16 protein-coding genes and 3 pseudogenes are annotated in these 18,343 nt (G+C 51.3%); 10 read left to right on the top strand and 9 right to left on the bottom strand.

The genetic code is table 11. From position 1 onward, the window contains the following. Positions 1-22: 22 nt before the first annotated feature. Positions 23-217, top strand: a pseudogene (locus tag ACA055_RS19910) (aminotransferase class I/II-fold pyridoxal phosphate-dependent enzyme); the annotation flags it as partial. An 82-nt stretch (positions 218-299) separates the two neighbouring features. Further along, the gene (locus ACA055_RS19915; RefSeq protein WP_497680206.1) at positions 300-1,040 is read left to right on the top strand and encodes a GIY-YIG nuclease family protein; all 741 of its coding nucleotides are present in this window, start codon (positions 300-302) and stop codon (positions 1,038-1,040) included. Between the two features lie 76 nt (positions 1,041-1,116). Here the strand turns inward: ACA055_RS19915 and ACA055_RS19920 are convergent. From ACA055_RS19920 to ACA055_RS19940, 5 genes and pseudogenes are all read right to left on the bottom strand, one after another. After that, positions 1,117-1,275: pseudogene (locus ACA055_RS19920) on the bottom strand (LysR substrate-binding domain-containing protein); the annotation flags it as partial. A 234-nt stretch (positions 1,276-1,509) separates the two neighbouring features. Continuing rightward, complete coding sequence (locus ACA055_RS19925; RefSeq protein WP_497680207.1) at positions 1,510-1,728, bottom strand: antitoxin Xre/MbcA/ParS toxin-binding domain-containing protein; 219 nt, start codon at positions 1,726-1,728, stop codon at positions 1,510-1,512. A gap of 93 nt (positions 1,729-1,821) precedes the next feature. Continuing rightward, positions 1,822-1,950: pseudogene (locus tag ACA055_RS19930) on the bottom strand (hypothetical protein); the annotation flags it as partial. 136 nt (positions 1,951-2,086) lie between these two features. Continuing rightward, entirely contained in the window at positions 2,087-2,320 is a 234-nt protein-coding gene (locus ACA055_RS19935) for a BPSL0761 family protein (protein ID WP_497680208.1), read from the bottom strand. Between the two features lie 195 nt (positions 2,321-2,515). Beyond that, entirely contained in the window at positions 2,516-3,298 is a 783-nt protein-coding gene (locus ACA055_RS19940; protein ID WP_497680209.1) for an SIR2 family NAD-dependent protein deacylase, read from the bottom strand. Between the two features lie 549 nt (positions 3,299-3,847). On the opposite strand from ACA055_RS19940, the gene ACA055_RS19945 reads away from it, so the two are divergent. Then, complete coding sequence (locus ACA055_RS19945) at positions 3,848-4,057, top strand: hypothetical protein (protein WP_419712687.1); 210 nt, start codon at positions 3,848-3,850, stop codon at positions 4,055-4,057. Between the two features lie 125 nt (positions 4,058-4,182). Here the strand turns inward: ACA055_RS19945 and ACA055_RS19950 are convergent, their stop codons facing one another. After that, on the bottom strand, positions 4,183-4,617 hold the full coding sequence (locus tag ACA055_RS19950; protein ID WP_497680210.1) for a hypothetical protein: 435 nt from the start codon (positions 4,615-4,617) through the stop codon (positions 4,183-4,185). A gap of 2,309 nt (positions 4,618-6,926) precedes the next feature. Between ACA055_RS19950 and ACA055_RS19955 the strand changes: the two genes are divergently transcribed. The 7 genes from ACA055_RS19955 to ACA055_RS19985 all read left to right on the top strand — a co-directional run bounded on the left by ACA055_RS19955 (position 6,927) and on the right by ACA055_RS19985 (position 14,858). Further along, entirely contained in the window at positions 6,927-7,613 is a 687-nt protein-coding gene (locus tag ACA055_RS19955; RefSeq protein WP_497680211.1) for a hypothetical protein, read from the top strand. After that, positions 7,555-9,390 carry a TnsB C-terminal domain-containing protein gene (locus ACA055_RS19960; protein ID WP_497680212.1) on the top strand — a complete coding sequence of 612 codons (1,836 nt, stop codon included), beginning with the start codon at positions 7,555-7,557 and terminating at the stop codon, positions 9,388-9,390. The genes ACA055_RS19955 and ACA055_RS19960 overlap by 59 nt, the downstream gene beginning before the upstream one ends. Then, positions 9,380-9,913, top strand: a complete 534-nt coding sequence (locus tag ACA055_RS19965; protein WP_497680213.1) for a TniB family NTP-binding protein — start codon at positions 9,380-9,382, stop codon at positions 9,911-9,913. The genes ACA055_RS19960 and ACA055_RS19965 overlap by 11 nt, the downstream gene beginning before the upstream one ends. Positions 9,914-10,069: 156 nt before the next feature. After that, the gene (locus tag ACA055_RS19970) at positions 10,070-10,309 is read left to right on the top strand and encodes a hypothetical protein (protein ID WP_497680214.1); all 240 of its coding nucleotides are present in this window, start codon (positions 10,070-10,072) and stop codon (positions 10,307-10,309) included. A gap of 506 nt (positions 10,310-10,815) precedes the next feature. Beyond that, on the top strand, positions 10,816-12,303 hold the full coding sequence (locus tag ACA055_RS19975) for a hypothetical protein (RefSeq protein ID WP_497680215.1): 1,488 nt from the start codon (positions 10,816-10,818) through the stop codon (positions 12,301-12,303). 381 nt (positions 12,304-12,684) lie between these two features. After that, positions 12,685-13,815: a carbon-nitrogen hydrolase family protein gene (locus tag ACA055_RS19980; RefSeq protein WP_497680216.1), complete on the top strand. Its 1,131-nt coding sequence runs from the start codon at positions 12,685-12,687 to the stop codon at positions 13,813-13,815. 2 nt (positions 13,816-13,817) lie between these two features. Further along, positions 13,818-14,858, top strand: coding sequence for an AraC family transcriptional regulator (locus ACA055_RS19985; RefSeq protein WP_497680217.1), 1,041 nt, complete (start codon positions 13,818-13,820; stop codon positions 14,856-14,858). A 3-nt stretch (positions 14,859-14,861) separates the two neighbouring features. Here ACA055_RS19985 and ACA055_RS19990 read toward each other — a convergent pair whose 3' ends face one another. The 3 genes from ACA055_RS19990 to ACA055_RS20000 all read right to left on the bottom strand — a co-directional run bounded on the left by ACA055_RS19990 (position 14,862) and on the right by ACA055_RS20000 (position 18,164). Then, positions 14,862-15,008: a hypothetical protein gene (locus ACA055_RS19990; RefSeq protein WP_497680218.1), complete on the bottom strand. Its 147-nt coding sequence runs from the start codon at positions 15,006-15,008 to the stop codon at positions 14,862-14,864. Between the two features lie 193 nt (positions 15,009-15,201). After that, the gene (locus ACA055_RS19995; protein ID WP_497680219.1) at positions 15,202-16,062 is read right to left on the bottom strand and encodes a DUF2242 domain-containing protein; all 861 of its coding nucleotides are present in this window, start codon (positions 16,060-16,062) and stop codon (positions 15,202-15,204) included. Positions 16,063-16,292: 230 nt separating this feature from the next. Further along, a complete protein-coding gene (locus ACA055_RS20000; protein ID WP_497680220.1) occupies positions 16,293-18,164 on the bottom strand; it encodes a SurA N-terminal domain-containing protein in 1,872 nt (623 codons plus the stop codon). Between the last annotated feature and the right edge of the window lie 179 nt (positions 18,165-18,343).

Genomic DNA, 18,343 nt, shown 5'->3' on the forward strand with positions numbered 1-18,343 from the left:
TTCTGAGGTCCGCAGGCTTGACCACGACTTCAGCTTCATCGCCAGCCAGCAAGGCATGTTCGCCTATACCGGGCTAAATCCGAAACAGATCCGTCGGTTGAAGGAGATGCATGGCATCTATGCCTTAGATAGTGGACGTATCTGCGTAACCGGCCTGAACTCTAACAATTTGCATCATGTGTGTGATGCGTTCTCCGAAGTCAACTGCTTGACTTAACCTACAAAAAAAGAGGTGCTTGTATGAAAAGTATTATCTCTACCACTCTGCTTACGGGGTGCTTAAACGGGAAGTTACTCAAATGGCCAACAACATCAAAAACGAAGTTCAGGAAAGCGGCATGGTCGAACAAGTGCAAAAGGTTGAACTCGCCGACTTGGCGGCTGCTTTCGACCTGCCTGCGACGCGCTTACAGAGAGAGCTATCACTCCTAGGCTGGGGCATGATTGTCAATGAGGCCACCCGCTTGGCGCATGCGGATGACTTTGATCAAAACGTTGGACAGCGGCGGATTTTAAAGAGCCTCAAAGACCTCGATGTAACCCCAACCTGGGCGCATTTCGTGGAAGCCGCGAAGGAGTTTCTCCCGCATCTCGCTTCGCGTGCGCCTGGGAACCCAACGAGCCCGCCTGACCGACTGGTCGGTTATGTCTATGTCTTGTTCGATGGGATGACAGGACTCAGCAAGATCGGACATACCAAGACGGCAGGTCGTCGCCAGCGCGCACAGATGAGCGGCCATGGGAGCGTGCTAGTCAATGTAGTCAATGCCAAGGTTGCAGACTGCCTTGCGGCGGAGACGAAGTGTCACGAGCATTTTGCTCAGTACCGCACAAACGGTGAGTGGTTCAGTGCGAAACTCGAAGACATTATTCAGTATGTTGACGCCGAGCTGGATTGGCTGGAGATCGACTTCGAGAATCAGGCGAGGCTTGGGCAATACATCCTTCACTGCCAATCCGGTAATAGAGAAGAAGCAAAGGCGGTGCTGATGGAGGGGCGAAGAAAACACACACGTCTCAAGCCTACCAGCAGCGTGTAGTCCGCATTTATAAGCAAAAGCGAAATTGCGGGCTCAAGTGAGTCCTCACTACGATCACGTAGAATCCCGCCTAGGTATCCGGGTGACTCTCGCGAAACTGCTCCAGACGCGGCATCAACCACCGCAGGCCGAAACTGGGCGATGAGTGCAAGCGCAGGCAATCGAGGCTGACGTCACAGGTAGCGCGCTCGGTGGCCACGGCGGGGCTGTGCAGGATGCCGGACACCTCCGTCAAGCGATGCACACTACTTTCAGTTGTAGCCAGGTTCGCCGGCGATTCTGTCGTATGCTTGCACTGATCACCCAAGGTCACAATGTCGTCATAACTAAGAACAGGCGAGAAATGTGCCGGTTGATGGGGGCGGGAGCGGAGGCGGAGGCGAATCCGTAACAAAAATATCCGCAACTACAAATGTCGGTCATTTCCGGTCAGTCGTGCCGGACACGCACTCGCCTGTGCAAGTATGAGTCACACCATGCTCCTTTTAAGTTGCGCCCCCCAAGCTAGGGCCTGAAGGACGCGGCAAACTTGCTTAGCGCCTATCTCCGTTTCACAGAGCATGATCGGTGCAGATCCACCTAGGGCTTTATTCGGAGTCGACATCCAATGTGTGGCGGTCAGTTGAGCCTCAAAGATCTCCTCAAACATCGGCCGTAGCGCAGTAAGAAATAATCGCCACGCAGTCATTTTGGATCATGCGGGTGACGCCGCCACTCACCGAACGGCGCATCGGCGTCCACACACCGCATGGCGGTGTGCACATCGTACCAGCCAACATAAGCGCCCCACGGAACTCCGATCAACACCTTCAAAACCAAGTGCACCCAGATCGAGTTCATCGACGAAAACGTCGATCACCTGTACTGGTTTTTCTTCGGCAACGTAATCATCCAGGCACCTCGGCACCAAGGCGACCTGCGTCCGAGCCTCACCTTAATGAATCACTTCATGATCATCCCCACCATGATCTAGACGATCAGAAGATTGAGCAGTTTCAGACGTTTTCACACAGCGTGGGTCGGAAGTTGCCTACCGTGATGGGCTGCTACCAGTCTTCAGTTGAGGAGCAAAAAACGGGGCCAAATACACCTATCCCTAATTTTTTCGCTTGCTCTTCAATTCGGCCAGCCTGGAGAACATCATGTTTAGTCGGAAAGTGGCGTAAAAGGAATTGAGCGTTTTGTCTAATGCGTTCGGGCACTTCTGTGTCGCGAGCAAGTTCCGTCAGGAAAGCATGAGTTTGTGCGACAGACCTGCTCCGTTCAAATGGCATCGTCATTTAAGCCTCCACGCGTTGAGGTCGTCAGTCCAATACAAGGCGACCAGATTCGGTCATCTATAGTCGCTCTATAATCGCTCTATAATCGCTCTATAATTCCCTATAAACCTTATTCGTAAGCGTCCGCCAACACACCTTTCTGACGCCTGTGGGGGTCTAATGGGCAGATCAGAAACGCGTGTTCGAAACGCAGCTTCAAAGCTCAAGCTTCCTGGACTTACCCGTCTCTATCCTTTCGAGCAGCATCGACAGTACTTCGGTGGCAGCCCCCATCAGCATGAACTCCCTCGGTTCACCCATTGCAACGTCGACCTTGTTCACATGAATGACCGAAGCTCCAGACGCCAACGCAAGGTCGGGAAGGCCTGCGGCAGGCATGACGATCCCGGAGGTGCCGACTGAGATCAGCAGATCGCAATCCTTCACCAGGTTTACTGCAGTCTTCCAAGGCAGGGCTGGTAAATCCTCTCCATACCAGACCACCGCAGGACGCATTTTGCCGTTACAACGCTGACACCTAGGAGGCTCGATCAGAGCGCCTTCATCCGGCACTACTGATTGATCTGGTGACACAACCGCAGGCCGATGGCAGGCGAAGCACTTGGGCATTGCCAAACTGCCATGCAAATGCACCACATTTAACGAGCCCGCTCGCTCATGGAGGTCGTCAATATTCTGGGTAATAACAGAAACCTGGCGTTGTGAGTTAGCCATGCGCGGTATCACAAGATGTGCGGCATTGGGCTTTGCTTGAGCAACACGGAGGCGCCGCCACAGATACCATCCCCATACCAATGCTGGGTTTTCTCGAAAGGCCTTGGCCGTCTCTAAATCCCTTGGATCGTATCCTGCCCAGATTCCAGAAAGTTTTTCGCGGTACGTGGGAATGCCGCTATCGGCGGAGATGCCAGCGCCGGTGAAAAAGACCACCTTGCTGGCCTTCTGCAGTGCGTCTACAGCTTGCTCTATGACCGTCATGGTACCAATCTTCCCGCTTTACGCTTCAAGGAGCTGCGGCTGAGCATTATGGATGCGTATGGCGCGCGCCCCTGCGTTGTGTTGATATCGGATGTGTTGAGTACATGGCCGTAAATTTAAACGGATCACCATTTGAACAAAGACCGCAAGCTGTCGGCAGACTCCGGCGTCGAACAGATATTGGTCGCCAAATGATGGGCCACAGACAGGTTAATCGATGCGGTGTACGCCGCCGATCGAGCGAGCCTGGAACTGGCCGCCAAATCGGTCAAAGCGGTCTAGCGCGAAGCTGCTCCCATTCCCAGGCTTAGCCGATTTGCCAATCTCAGCAATGGGGCTGAGGAAAACCGGAACGACAAGAGCGACCAATCCGATTACACCGCTCTACAGTGGCTACTCATGACGTCTGGTTAAGCCCAGGTTTTGAAAAACGATTCACGCGAGCTACCCATCCCAGCCTCAGTTGCTTTCCACAAGCAGCCACTGCCAGCTAATTCCATCGGAGGCCGCCACGCCCTGCTACGCTTTTCTCTTCACGGAGAAAACACCATGCCCACCTCAGACCTGCTGCCTTCCTTGTTGTCCAAACTCAATGAAAACCAACTCGCCCTGGAAGCTGCCATCCTGGAACTTTCAAACTGGGTAGAGCAGCGTGGTGCGGTTGAAGTCGCGGATAACGTACGCGGCGCCCTGGTGGCGATCGACCGAAATGAAGAATTCATCAAGATGACCCTCGCGGTAATGATGACGCCGGAGTGAAGCTCTGACGCGAGCTGTACCCCACAAAACGCCACAACGGGGGAGTGAATTACCCCCTTCATCACCGCCGGAGACGTGAGGGCACTATCTGTCGATCCGCTTTTGTCACTGTCAGGACTGCTGACTTACGGTTTTCGACGACGAGTGTCGCCAGGCGGGAGATCGGGACCTACTCCCGCCAACGGGCCGGATGGCTCCACGCTTTCATCGCGATGGCGCAGGTTATTGACCAGCCGCTCATCGAGTGCGCCGAATCCCAAAGTCGTTTCTTCCGCCTCTGGCTCAACGTCCTCGCCGTCCTCGCCGTCCTCGCCGTCCGGGGCCAAGCAACCAGGGCTGAGCAAATAATGCGAAAGCAGTTTGTGGTGGGGATATCGATTCTGAAAAAGCTGTAACAACCCATTGAAAATTTCTTCCCCGGTGGGTGTCCCGGCAACCCGCCGAATTACGAACTCGGCGATGGCCAGGCGCACCTCGAGCTCACTCGAGTTGAGCGGAAGCTCCTCTGCGGTTTCTTCAAACCATTGGTAACTACCGTATCTCAGAGGCTGATCAGACATCTTGGGACACCCGCCGCGAGTGGAACTCCGTGATGAGCAAGACCGTACACCAACGTCCGGCCAATCGTTATCAGGTGGCCGTCATTAGATCAATGCGGCAGCGAAGTCCAACATACTTCAAGCGTGAGGCCAATGAAACCACCGGAATCCTGTGTACGCCCGCGGGAGGGTAGCGGCAGTACATACGGCAACAAGCGCCACGATGACCGAGTCGAAGTTAGTCGCCAGAGTGGACGCTCCTGCCAGGCCACTCCTCAGCCATTCAACCGCCGAGGCCTCCTTTGGGTCTGGCCCAGCTCAAGGCTCGACCACCTCCTCCCATGACGCATTCGGCTGCCACTTCAGCTCGAAGCAGGCATTAAACGACGAGGAGCGGCAACTCCAGATGGCGAAAAAGCCGTGAGAGCGTGCTGCTTCAGCATCCGTCGACCACCTATTCACTGCGCGGCGGAAAGACAGCGGCATACTTTTGCAAGGTGTCGTATTAGTATATGTAACTAATCGTCTGCCGATGCTGGAGTATTAAACGTCCAATCGGCATCAAAACTCATTAAAAGTTAACCCCAGGTTATAAGTATGCACGTCACTGAGACGAATAAGCGCGAGAGGCTACGCCCTCAATAGTCGCTGGTTACCCGTTAAATGATACTAAACTGCGACTAAATTCCCGATAAACGGTCATCACCTTGGGTAACTTTGAATTACCCCGTGTCAGTAACTTTGAAAAACAGATGTGTGATTGCCGCCTTTGTACAGCGTAACTACATGCTACGTAATACAGTACAAAATAATACGCTGCACGGCATAATGACATCACTAAGCCGTAATGCGAAAATCGAGCATGTCGCAGAACTACCGCAAGTCCAATAGAATAAAGATATATGCGTCGGCATATTAATTGAATCCAAACAATACAACTACATTAAATACTTGCCATATTAACGACAGATAAATAGATGGCACTTCGCACGTTGCTAAACCATTGCTACTCTCGACTAATTGAAACAAAGTAGTGCGCGTAGCTGCTGACTAGATACCGACCTCAAGCTTCCAATGCCTCTCAAAAAGCACAGCACACACAACTGCTGGGCACGGCAGATCAATGCGCATTAATATTTAGGACTTGCCCCCAAACGATAAAGCCAAAACGGAATATATAGCGGCGTTACAAATATAAAGAAACCGGGCAGCGGCCTTATCAAACTTCGATGAGAAAGAAACACTAACCCCCTCCCCATGGCCATAGAGCCATAGAGCCATAGAGCCATAGAGCGCAGCGCACGACGACTTACAAGTAGTTTCCAGTGCGCACGTCCATAACAAACAGAAGCTATAATTCCCATCTAGCCAGAGGCTTCATACCCCCCTAACAACTCTAGAGAAAATGATTAACGGGTATGCATGACGATAAAAAACTCACGGTATTGAAAAAATACAAGCGACAACCAAAAACATATATATCCACCGAGGGGCGAGTTTTTGTCAGCCACAAAAATAGCCAGACAGTGAGCAAAATTCGATATGTGTTTAACTCGCTAAGCTCCGACATTTATAACATGGGAACCGGCAAAGAAAACATCTGCAAAAACTAACTCCTGGAAGAATCTCTCACCACGGGGGTACCGGGCGCACAGGTTGCATTCGCCCCCTTGATTGATCCGAACAAAACACGTCAACGATTGCCAAGAGCTGCCCGCCCCAGCGGAACAAGGTCAGATCGCCCTTAAACATTTGCCCGAACGAAGCCGCACATAAGAAGGTCCAGCAACGCTGCCGAACATGTGCCACTACTCCCTTGGAAGAGTGTCAACACCCTGGCGAAACGCTCGAGATGGGAGATCGGATGGATGTACGTGTAATTTCGAAATATTAGAACTAATTTACCAACCAAGGTAAATTTTTTACCAACTAAGGTAAACATCAATTGACGCAACAGCTTCTATTGATTACATATTTAACCCACTCGCACCATTCATCGCTTACTTCTAGAAAAATCAAACAATGAGGTTTATTTTTACCCTAGCGCTCACACCAAAAATGGCTCCCAAAAATAGAATCACCTTGCCACCATATGAGCCACCGAGCATCCGTATTCTTCGCTTGGAGTAGCAATAATAATTTTTATCAATTAGAGACTTTCATAAGCTCAATCGATTTACCGCTCTTTTCCAGAGAGCAGCAGTTAACAACAAATAGGATTTATTCAATTTATTAACTAGACGGCTTCGAAGAACATTTGAAATTTTATGTAAACTCTGTGGAATAGGCCCGCCGATCAACCACAACCAGGACAAACAAGGAGGTGTTTGATGCATACTTTACAAACCCTCAACGAATTACCGAAGAAGTTTTACCTTGGTAAACATACTGTTTATTTCCCCTCTCAGAAGAACCAGAGACAAATCGTTTGCGATAGCATGCTGGAGGCCGATTATTGCATTCTCCTTGAGTTTGACCCTATAGTGGAATGCTATAATGCTCGTCCCGGCGCGTTTAAAATATGCGTCAATGAGAAAACTCAAGACTACATACCTGATTTTCTAGTAGAGACTTCCGAATCACTATATTACACCGAAGTCAAAGCAAACTTCGAAAAGCTTTCTAGCCGAGTCAAGACCAAACTGGGTGCAGCCAGTCACTACTTCAGTAGCAGGGGTCACTCATTAAGATTTGCCGACGAAAACACCATTCGTAAAGGCGAAATATTGAGAAACTTAAAGTTCTTGTATCTTCACTCTTTTAACGTTGGCAAAGATGAACTCGGCGACTGCGCTAGACAACTCGAAGCGGTCACTTATCCGATTAGGCTGGGAGATCTGTTTGCAATGGGTAACAGACCAAGCGCCCGCTCCACTTACAAAGCAATGTTCGACCAAAGTTTGACTTTCAACTTAAACAAACGGATAACATTGAACACCCTACTTGAGGGTCGAAAAGATGGACACAACCACTCCGAAAATTGGTGCACAATATACACTGGACAGCCAAGTGTATGAAATTATTTCGATTGTAGATAATACGATCTCTCTGTGCTCGCTAATTCATCACTATCACCGTTATCTTGACTTTGACTCATTTGCCACGATGGAACAGAAAGGAGTCTTAGTCCAACACCAACGAGCGCCCGCTGATTTGAGCGAGGCCTCACAATTAGTTTCGTTACCAGCCAAACAACAGGAGCATTTCAGATATCGCCTTAAGTACATTGAAGCGTGTAACAAAGTATTGAAAGGTCGCTTACCAAAAGATGCCACCAAGGCATTGATAGGACGTATAGCTGATAAAATTGGCGACCTGCACGCCCCCAGCGTCTCAACAGTGTGGAGGTGGACTCACAAATACCGCATGAGTAATCGAAACCCCTTTTCATTACTCAAACGCTATGACTCAAAACGAGCGAAACGAACTCCCCACCTTGTGGAAGAACTCATTACCCACTACATCAAAACCTCTTACCTGCAACGAGAATGCCCTACCGTAACGCACTCATATAAATTGTTAGAGGCACATATAACAGTTGAAAATAACCGCCGATCCAACCTTGGAAATTTAGCTCTAGAAATTCCGTCGTATGCAACTTTTAGACGTAGAATATTAGCGATGGACCGCTTTCTAGTGACCCGTAAACGACAGGGCTTGAAAGCTGCGCAGCGGCTCCATAAGTTCGGCGGGCATTTATATGTCGATAATGATCTGAACGCCAACGTTCAATATGACACCTTGACCATGAATGTTAATGTAATCGATCAGCAAGGTAGCTGTATCGGTCGTCCTATCTTATCAGCGTTATTCAACCCTGCATGTCGAGAGTGCCCTGGTTATGATATAGACATAGGTGCGCCCTGCGCGGAAAAAACCATTCGGGCGGCGATCCGCGCAATTATTAGGAACGGTAAATATGCGAGTGTCACTACCGATCGCGGCTCGGAGGTTTTTAACAACTGGGTCCAAAATACGTTCAATACGCTAGGTATTGTTATCGATTATGTCCCCGTAGGGGATCCCGATGCCAAGGCGTTCATCGAACGCTTTTTTGGCACAGTTAATACGAGTTTTTGCAACAACCTGCCAGGCACCACTAAAAGTAGCCACCTCACGCTAGGTGACTATCCCTCCGAAGATCGCGCCTGCATGACACTTCACGAACTGCGCAGCGCCTTTGAAGCGTGGCTGGAGGTATATCACAACACCTATCATGAGGGTCTAGGTACCAGCCCTGCAAAAAAACGCGAAGAATTGGAAAAGCTGTCTCCACCCGCTGAGCGCTATTCTGCAGACGATCTTCAACAACTGTGCTTAAGCACGTGGCGGTTAAGAATCTCTCGAGGCAGGGTGCAATCAAAACACTTGTTTTGGACAGGGCCTGGCTTACCCGAAGTTGCCGAGCGGCTGTCGGCTCAACAAAAAGCCTTTGTTTATTTTAATCCCTGCGATCTTGGCACAGTCTGGGTGGCCCATCCCGATACTCCTAAAGATTGGCACCCGGCATACGCGACCCGCAGTGGCTATCAGAATGGTTTAACCCTCTCCGATCATGAACGAGTCTTGCAGGCATTCAAAGATGAAAAACGAGATTTTGATGGCAGTAAAGCCTCCCAGAAAATGTATGAACTTAACCAGTTGATAGAATCTTACAAAGGTAAGTCGCGCAAAGAAAAAACCGCACTAAAAAAACGGACTCCACCATCGCTACCATCACAACGTCCACTAACCATAGTTGACTCTACAGACTACCCCACATTTTTTCTAAAGGGTGGTTCCAATGAACAGTGAAGCGCAAGCAAAACTATTGCGTTTTAAATCTTTCACAATTGCACACCCGCAATTTCGAGAGGCATTGAATACAATTAACCGTTCAATACAAGCTACCAAACTTAGGGGTGAACCAAGCTGCGCATTGTTACTTGGCGAACCAGGCACAGGTAAAACCCGTGTTTGCGACCATGTAATCGCTAAACTGGATCAAGCTTCAACACTGAAAGTTAAGGGGGGCCTTCAAGAACTCTATCCTTCAATCTATTGCATCATTCCTAACAACGTCACAATCAAAGGAGTAGTTGTCGCCTTACTTCAGTGCTTCCAAACAGACAGCACCTACCAACCCATGTGGGCCCTAGAAAACCGGCTGAGGGCATTATTAACCAGTTGTCAAACGGAGCTCATATTTTTGGATGAACTCCAACACCTTTTACGACGAGGAGCTATACGGACACAAGAAAGCGTTTGTGATTGGATAAAAGTACTAACTGATTTATTTAGGGGAGAAGTTATTTTAGTCGGCACACCTGTATGTTAGGAAATCATTAAATACCACTCTGCATTATCTGGTCGCTTCCCACATATTGCACGTCTAAATCCATTCACACTTGGTTCTCCCAAGGAGTACAACGATCTTGTTAGGCTTATCCGAGCATTTTCTATCGAAATCGCCAGGACGATGGAATTCAAAAAAATGCCTGCATTAACCGATGAAAAAATGGTGTTAGCACTATACGCCCTCACGGGCGGGAACATGCGTTCAATACGCACTCTGCTGTATGAAGCAATAACCGATGCCTTAGAACGTGATGACCAAAATTTATTGTCATCTGACTTTTCAATCAGCGCAGACCGTATCAACTTTACAACGCGAGTTACAAAAAAAAACCCTTATGAAATGTCTCTCGCTCAACTTAGGAAATCCTTATATTAATCGGTGTCTCCATGTTTCGCCTATGCCACACGCCCATACCTGAGCAAGATGAAAGCGCGATCAGCATGTTACTCCGCACGGCAGCATGCAATGGCTTTAACAATCTTGATGTCTTTAATCGGGCCTTCAAATTGAAGCTACATGGCGATGTTTCTCGTCTATGGCAAGGCTCCCCAGCTCACAAACTTTTTACGCGGCACGAAAGGTTAACACTGGAAGATAAAGAGCTAATTAATCGTGCGTTTCATGTATTAAGGCGGGATGGGACCCGGTATTTTATCAGCATCGACGGTGTACTATACCCTGCGTCTATGCTACGGGTTACGTTGGCACTATGCCCATCTTGCATCCGCGCCGGTTATCTCAACAAAATGCACACTTTTCGTTGGTCCGACGTTTGCCCCATTCACAATGAAAATTATATTCATACGTGCCCCCAATGCAGCACCCCTCTTAACTGGTTGAAACTTGCCGATTACTACTGCGAGTGTGGCTTTGATCTACGCATGGCCCCCACTACTGTTGTGCACGATCACTTCAGTAAAATCATTGATTGTGCCATGCATGAGAACAATGCGGATTTTTTTGACCTGCTTATGTCTTGTATGAATGCACTTAGATTTTTGTCCACTACCAATAATCGCTCATTTCTCATGGAGATCTGCGTTAACATTGCCAACGGAAAAAAAACTGCGTTTTTTAACGAAATTATTAAATTACAGAAGCAATTTCCTTCTTTACATCGCCGCGCCCTGCTTGCCCCTTTCATCCTCAGTCAAGATACAACTCTAAGCAAATATGGTATGGAGTTTCTTTTCTCCTCTCAGCAGGCGAGACCCAATAGGCACCCTACCGGATGTTGTTGCAGCGATTTACTCTTCGACGAAAAAGAACTTAAGTTCGTATTTTCAACCGAGCAAAATGTTACACAGTTAAAATCTGAGCAACGCTGCATTCACGCTAACGAATACGTACAACCAGCATTGTATAATTGCCCGGACATGTGCGAATCCATGATGAATCATGATGCTGTCACCTGGGATAAAATTACCAAACCTACGACCATATCACCAGAATTCAAGCTACTTAACACCAACGAAACCGCCGAATTACTACACACTACTCCAGCTAGAGTTCGAAGGCTTCTAAAGTCCGGATTACTAAAGACAGTAGTTCTTCATAAGTTTGAAGGATTTTTTACACCACTATCCTCAGTCAGGCAGTTTAATGAGAAATACATCCTCAAATCTGAAATCCGCTCCAGAACCACATTACACGCCAAAGTAATTGATTACTTACTTTCAAATTGTGCCCCTATCAGAATAGGTTCCCCCCCGTACGTAACGAACATCCCGGTATACCGTCGAGACCATCTACCAAAGGAGCTATTAAATGCGATGAATGACGTGGCAGCTAACATTATAAAACAGCCGCTCGGACCAAATAACTTGGTGAATTTTGCGGAAACGGCCAAGTTGTTACGCGTCAATGTTAAAGATATAAAACCAATGATTGCCTGTGGCCTGCTTAGATTATCTCATGCTCTACCTTCACGCGGAACAGTCGGGCGAGAGTATTGCACTGGTGATAGTTTAGAAGAAGCGACTATTTGGCGCAACAACCACCACTCACTGAAGGAAGTAGCACTAAAAGTAAAGTGCAGCCAACATTTAATTCATACAAGATTTATTTCAACTGGATTCGCAAAATTTACTGAATTTAGGTGTAATCATTTTGTCTCAAATGAAATTTTAAAAAAAATAAAAGCTCACTATAAAAAATATACCACACTTAATTTTCTCTGCGCAGAAACAGGATGCACTGTTAAAGCAATATCCAGTTTGATTGCCGCCAATAAAATCTATGCACTCACCGAATCCGACCCTGATTATATAAAGGGACAAATTATTGTAAGTCGAACTCAAGCAAAAGAAGCGATTATGAATTTTTACTCCAGGCGTCCTTTGAGAGTTGTGATTAAACATCATAACTAGAATACCTATAACACTTGTTGCAATTTACCCTCTCCTTCCGCTCTGCGCCTTAGCTCTTTAGCTCTTTAGCTCTTTAGCTCTTTAGCTCTTTTTAGCACTGCTGCTGATCTGCAAGAAGTCACAAAAAACGATCCAAAATATCGTTTAAATACTTCAAACTCAAACCAGTCGTACGTCGCTACGTGCTTGTAAATTTTTTTTGCTTCATATAGGTGTATCGTCTTCACTGCCAGAGCTCACGAACCATACCAATCTCACATTAGGTGCAAATTTAATTTTAAGAGAGATGGAAACTTCGCCGCCAACCCATTGATTTGCTGTAGCCGTCGATTTTAATCATAATGAAAACTTATGCCTGCACACGGCCGTTGACTGTTTTCCATGCGCAAACTTCTGTACCTGACCTTCTCCATGGCGTTGATCGCCGCCCTCACGACCTACGCCATGTGGGCCGCGGATCGTCCGGTGGGGCATTACCTGTCGGACCTGCGTATCGATCTCGCCGTCGATCAGGGCACGCCTGCCGATCGCGGCAACCTGCTGGGTATCCAGCCCGAGTTGTTTCCCACCGACTATCAAAGCTCCGAGCGTTTGCAGCGCAAGCTTGCGGCCTATTTGCAGAAGGCCCGGGAACAGGGGCTGTTGAATGAAAAAACCATCGTCGTGCTGCCCGAACACGTCGGGACCTGGTTGATGGTCAGCGGCGAAAAAGACGAGCTGTACCAGGCCACCACGCTCAAGGAAGCCATGAACTGGCTGGCGGTGAGCAACCCCTTGAAGTTCGTCCGCGCACTGATCAGCGCCGAGGGCGACAACCGTCTGGACGATGCTCACCTGCGCATGAAGGCCAAGGGCATGGCCAAGGATTACCAGGCACTGTTTGGTGGTCTGGCGAAAGAATTCAACGTGACGCTGGTGGCGGGTTCCATCGTACTGCCCGACCCCAGTGTCATCGACGGCACCCTGAAAATCGGCCGCGGCGCGCTGTACAACAGCAGTGTGGTGTTCGGCCGCGACGGCCTGCCGATCGGCCAGCCCCAGCGCCAGATGCATCCGATCTTCGATGAACATGACGTCATCAAGGCCAATGGCGAACATACGCTCAACGTCGTCGACACCCCGGCCGGACGCCTCGGTGTGCTGATCGGCAGTGACAGCTGGTACCCGGACAACTACCGCAAGCTCGACGACCAGGGCGCACAGTTTGTCGCCGTCCCGGCATTCGTCACTGGGCGCGGCACCTGGGATAAACCCTGGCGCGGTTACAAGGGGCTGTCGACACCCGGTTCCGTCAGTCTCAAGGCCGGCGAACTCAGCGAAGGCCAGGCCTGGCATCGCCTGACACTGACCGCTCAACCGCCCAGCAGCCAGGCCGTTGCCGGCATGAGCGTATTCCTGCGCGGTCAGTTCTGGGATCAGGGTAGCGCCGGGCAAAGTTTTCTCAGTCGCAACGGGCAGCATTTCGCCGACGGCAATGCCCGTGGCGCGCGTTTGCTGAACCTCTGGTTGTAACCATGAAACCGTTGCCGATGCGGCTCGGTGATCTGTCGGTGGGCTTTGTTCATAGCCTGGCAGACGCTGTGCGCAGCCACGGCATAGACCCGCAGCCACTGCTCGAACAATACGGCCTGGATGCAGCGCGGTTGGGTGAAGCCGGCGCTCGGCTCTCAATCCCACGCTACATGCGCTTGGGCCACGGTGCCATTTCGCTGACCAACGACCCGGCATTGGGTTTGCGCATGGGCCAACTCAGCCGCTTGAGCCAGGCTGGTCTGGCCGGCGTCACCGCTGCACAGGCGCCGACGGTGCGAGAAGCGGCGCGTTGCCTGATTCGCTTCGAAGCTTTGTACGGCTCCAACTATCGCGGTCAGTCGAGCTTTCATGAAGACGCCCAAGGCGCCTGGCTGCGGTTCTACTCCATCAGCCCTTACAACGCCTATAACCGCTTCGTGGTGGACTCGATCATCGCGGGATGGTTGCAGCAATTGTCCAGCGTAAGCCCTGAACCACTGCGCGCCGAACGCATCGAAATCGAGTTTTGCGAACCGGATTACCGCGAGGCGTATGCCGTGCTTGGCGATTGCCCGATCCAGTTCGGCGCCGAACAGAATCAATTGCGTCTGAGTCTGGCCAGCCTCGCTCAACGTAATCCGGTGCACTGCCCCAGTACATGGCGGCACCTGTTGCAACTGTGTGAACGGGAACTTGAGCAACTGACACGCACCCGCAGCCTGCGTGAACGCATCACTCAGTTACTGGGGCCGTTACTCAATGGTGGTCGGGAACCCGACCTGGAAGAAGTGGCGGCACGCCTGAAGCTGCCGACCTGGACCTTGCGTCGCAAACTCGCCGAGGAAGGCACGCAATTTCGCGCGATTCTTAACGATACACGTCGCGATCTGGCCATGACCTATATCCGCGATACCGAACTGGCGTTCGGAGAAATCGCCTACCTGTTGGGGTTTGCCTCAGCCGAAGCGTTTCAACGGGCCTTCAAACGCTGGAACGGCCAGACACCCGGCGAGTTTCGCCGCAGTCATCGCCAATCCGCCTGACGCTTACAGCTCGGTAGCGTCTTCTGCGGGCTCCAGCGGGTCCAGTTCGAATGCCTGATACTCGAGTAACTCTTCTTGATAATCGTCCATTTTTGAATCCCCCACCGTTCGTTTAAAAAAGCCTGAATAAATGACCAGCGCCCTGAGCATAAAGTGCCCACGTGAAAGAAAAATGACGCGGGCACGACACTCTGTTGCTACTTAATAAAACGTAGCAGGCAGTCAGGAATTTATCACAGGATTTTTTCGATACAGGCCGTAGGACAACGGCCTGGGGTGACGTGGATCAATTTTAAGGACCGCTAGGTGATCGTTTGACACGATCCCTTGACGTCAGACCCGACTACTGGGAAGTAACAGGCATGGCCGAAATCGGCTCGGTCGGTGGAGGCAGGCTCGAGTCCGTTGGTGGTGGCGCGGTTTCCGTGGACGGTGCCGGCTCAGTGTTTTCGGCCGGAGTAATCGGCGCGGTTTCAGGCGGTGGTGCAACCGGCTCCGAGGCAGCCGGTGCGGGTGCGGGCTCCGCAGCCGGTGCGGGTGCGGGCTCCGCAGCCGGGGCTGGAGCAGGCTCTGCTGCGGGTGCTGGCGTCGGCGCCAATTGAGCCGGTGCAGCCTTGGCTTCAGGTACGCCCAAATCGGTTTTCGGCTTTTCGGGGATATGCGCGGCTTTCTTCGCTTCCGGCGGCAGGAACAGCTCGACCAGAGCGAAGAAACGCTCGTAGAACTTGGCCGACGAAACGGTTTCGCTGGCGACCTTGACCATCGAGTCGTCGGACGAGCCAATCGGCATCGACACCGAGCCCAACACACCTACACCAAGGCTGGCGGAATTGTTGGTCTTCTTCAGCGCATAACGGTCCTGCAGGGCGTTGGCAAACATAGTGGCATGATGCCCCTCAGTGCCGTCATCGGCGCAGACCACACTGAAGCTGATCTCCATGTGCGTATCGCCGGTCTGCTGGAAACTCTTGTGGCCACTGACCAGTTTTGGATCGCTGCTGGTGATGATGTACCCCTGGCTGAGCAACGCCCGACGGGCAGCTTCGCAGGTCTGTGCATCGGTCACCGGGTAGTTACGGGAAAACGTTCCGGAGTCGTCGAAGTTCTCATGCTCATAGATGGCGGCTTTATCCGACGAGCAACCGGCCGCGGTGGCCAGCACAAACGCCAGCCCGGCAACACGCATGGGAATTGATTTAAACATTGAACATCCTGAAGAAAACGGTCCGAGGCGTATTGTGCAACAGATCGATGCTTAGCGTCGCACCGATTAGTGTCTTGAAACAGTTACAAGGGTAATGACTGCCGCTTACAGGAAAAAGTCGCTCGACAACGCCCCATGCGACGGGGTACCCCGGCCGGTTGACCTTTCATCCATAAAAAACCCCGGCCTTTCGGCCGGGGTCTTTATGTAGCGAAAAACTCAGTCGGGCATCAGAAACGCTCGATGTCCGCTTCGCTTTCCAACTGTTTGCGGTAAGCCGCAAAGTCTTGCTGGCCAATGCGCGAGGCGAGGAAGCGTCGGTATTGAGCCTTCTCTTCTTCGGTCGGCGCCGCAGCTTCGTTCACGCCGTTCAAACGTACGATCACCAGGCTACCATCGGACAGGGTCACGTTGCTGAAGGTTGGCTTGTCCTTGGCTGCCGGTTTTGGCATGCGGAACAGCGCCTGCAGCACGGTGGGGTCAATCCCTTCCTGGCCACGAGTGGCTGCCTGCGTCACTTTCCAGCTCTGGCCGTCAATCGCCTTGTCCAACGGTGTCTTGCCGTCGCGCAGGCTGACGATCAGCTCTTCAGCCTTGGTTTTGGCCGCTGCACTGGCGTGCTCCTTGGCCAATTGCACGCGAATGCTTGCATCGACGCTTTCCAGTGGCAATTGCGCAGGCTTCAGGTGCTCCTTGGCACGCAGCACGATCACGGTTTCCGGGTCGAGCTCGATGGCGGTGCTGTTGGCACCCTCATCCAGCACTTCAGGACTGAACGCAGCGGCGATCACGGCACGGTTGGCTGCAATACCTTCGCCACCTTCACGGCCGAACGGCTTGGAGGTGTGAACGGTCAGTTTCAAGTCCTGCGCTGGCTGAGCCAGATCGGAAGCTTCGAACGACGAGTCTTCCAGTTGCTTGGTCGCCTCGACGAAACGCTGCTCGACCTGCTGGGTTTTCAGCTCGCGGGTGAGCTTGTCCTTCAGGCTGGCGAGTGTCGGTACTTCAGGCGCTTCAACACCCAATAGCTTGATCAGGTGGAAACCGAAGTCGGTGCGAACCGGCTCCGAAACCTGATCCTTGGCCAACGCATACAGCGCTGTTTCGAAGGCTGGATCGTAAACACCAGGGCCTGCGAAACCGAGGTCGCCGCCGTTGTTAGCCGAACCTGGATCCTGGGAGAGCTCTTTGGCCAGGGCCTCGAACTTCTCGCCTTTGGCCAGGCGCGCCTTGATCTCTTCGACCTTCGCCTTGGCTTGCGCCTCGGTCACCTTGTCGTTCACTTCGATCAGAATGTGCGCGGCCCGACGTTGTTCTGACAAGTTCGCGATTTCTTTCTGATAAGCCGCTTGCAGGTCTTCGTCCTTGACGCTGACCTGATCAAAGAAGGAAGCCTTCTTCAACTCGAGGTAATCGATGACCACCTGATCCGGCGTCATGAATTCCTTGGCGTGTTCGTCGTAGTAGGCCTTGACCTCATCGTCGGTCAGCTTCACAGCCGCCGGGTCAGCCTTGACGTTCAGGGAAGCGAAATCGCGGGTCTGTTTTTCCAGACGGGCGAAGGCCAGAACCTGTGCGTCGGTGACGAAACCGCTACCCGCCAGGCCAGCTCGCAGCTGACCGATCAGCATTTCCTGAGCCAGCATCTGGCGGAATTGCATGCGGCTGTAGCCGAGTTGACGGATAACCTGGTCGAAACGCTCTGCGCTGAACTTGCCATCCACCTGGAATTCAGGCGTTTGCAGGATCACCTGATCCAAAGCCGCTTCGGAAAAAGCGAATTTCGATTTTTCTGCGCCTTGCAGCAGCAGTTTGCGATCGATCAAACCTTTGAGGGCCGATTCGCGCAGCATTTTTTCGTCGAGCAAGGAAGCATCGAAGTCCTTGCCCAGCTGTTGCATGAGCTGACGGCGTTGCATATCGACCGCCTGGCTCAGCTCGTTCTGACTGATTTCTTCACCATTGACCTTGGCCGCATCCTGGCTGTTGGTCGTAGCCTGGAAAATGGCCTCGATACCGGTGAACGCCATCAGTACAACGATGATCCCGATAATGGTCTTGGCAATCCAGCCTTGTGAATTGTCCCTGATATTCTGCAGCATGCGTCCCCCAGAAACGGTTGAACTTCAAAATTAGGCAACCGTGGAGCGTGGGTAGAATCCGGATAGAAGAAAGGCGCATCCGAGGATGCGCCTTCTCGTAACTGGCGGAGCGGACCGATGACTCGAACTTGCGAGCCTCGGTGTCTCGGATCGGCAATTTGCCGACTGGACTACCGCTC

The sequence above is a fragment of the Pseudomonas sp. LBUM1657 genome, from assembly GCF_059716075.1.